Annotated in this window: 1 protein-coding gene; it reads right to left on the bottom strand. The window is 67.8% G+C overall.

Features of this window, described 5'->3' with window-relative positions:
• Positions 1 to 32 precede the first annotated feature (32 nt).
• Entirely contained in the window at positions 33 to 1,265 is a 1,233-nt protein-coding gene (locus IH26_RS0152405; RefSeq protein WP_034218336.1) for an IS110 family RNA-guided transposase, read from the bottom strand.
• Positions 1,266 to 1,513 lie beyond the last annotated feature (248 nt).

Below are 1,513 nucleotides of genomic sequence, written 5' to 3'. Positions count from 1 at the left end.
GCAGAGCAAAGACATCCCATGTGCTTAGGTTGTCAAGCGGCGGCTTGGTTGGGGTGGTGTGACCAGGCGGTGGTCTCGTTGTAGGGGGTGCCGGTTTTGAGGCAGCCGTGCAGGATGCCGACGAGTCGGTTGGCGAGTTGGCGGAGTGCGGGGTTGTGGCCGAGGCCGCGGGCGCGTTGCTTGTCGTAGTAGGCGCGGGCGCCGGGTGAGCGCAGCAGCGCGGCGAACGCTTGGCCCATGAGGGCGTCGATGAGCCGGTCGTTGTGCACGTAGCGGGCGAGGACGGTCTTCTTTTTGCCGGACGCGACGGTGATCGGGCTGGTCGCGGCGTAGTTCTTACGGGCCTTCGCCGATGCGTAGCGGTTGTGGTCGTCGCCGAACTCGGCGAGCACCCGGGCGCCGAGGACCGGCCCCAGTCCGGGCTGGGATCGGATGATCTCAGCGTCCGGGTGCCGGCCAAAATGCGCCTCCACCTCGCCCTGCAACGTCTTGACCTGCTCGTTGAGGGTGCCCAGCACCGCGACCAGTGCCCGGGTTGAGGCGGCGTAGGCGGCGACGACCACGGCCGGGCGGCCCAGCTGCGGCGCGCGGAGCACCGTCTGGATCGCCGCGGCCTTGGCCGGGATGTCCCGGCGGCGGGCGCGTTTGAGCGCAGCGCTGATCTGACTCAGACTCAACCGGGCGGCTGTCTGCGGGTCCGGGGCCTTCGCCAGTAGTTCCAAAGTGTCACCGGCGTCCAGGTCCGCGAACGCGTCCAAAGCGCCCGGGAAGTACTCGAGCAACACGTGCCGCAACCGCTGAGTCGCCCGGGTGCGTTCCCAGATCAGCGTCTGATGCATCCGGGTAACCACCTTGACCGCTTCGGCCTGCGCCGAGTCCCCGGCGATCGGGCGCAGCTGATGCGAGTCGGTGCGCACCATGTCGGCCAGCATGTGCGCGTCCGCGGCGTCGCTCTTGGCCCCCGACACGCTCAACCGTTCCCGATAGCGCGAGGCCTGCAACGGATTCACCGGGAACACCATGTAGCCGGCGGCGACCAGCGCCTGTACCCACGGGCCCCGATCGGTCTCGATCCCGACCACCACCCGCGCGGCGGCGTCCTCGGCGTCCACGTCATCACCAAGCGCCTGGCCGATCATCGCGTGCAACCGGCTGATCCCCGCGACGCCCTCCGGTAGCCGGGCCTTAGCCAGCCGGCGGCCCGCGCCGTCCATTATCTCGACGTCATGGTGATCTTCCGCCCAGTCATCTCCCACGAACAACAACCGCGTCTCCCACCCGTCGAACCATCACGGCAAGTAGCCCGCAGGAGAACTATCAGCGACCTAATGAAGCAGTGCTCACGCCACGACCGGGCGGGCACGACATCCCATCAGCGATCAACTCTCCTGGCCGACCAGCCGGGGCACGATCTTTGCTCAGGACTCAACGTCCAGGGGCACGAAGTGCTCACCGGCCAGCGGCTACCAACCCAGGAGTCTGCCCGAACGACCAACTCCTAGCACTCATTAGG

Origin of the sequence: Actinoplanes subtropicus, assembly GCF_000721705.1 — a bacterium.
Classification (GTDB): domain Bacteria; phylum Actinomycetota; class Actinomycetes; order Mycobacteriales; family Micromonosporaceae; genus Actinoplanes; species Actinoplanes subtropicus.
Note: the sequence above shows the minus strand (reverse complement) of the source record. Positions and strands in the feature narration are given on the sequence as shown.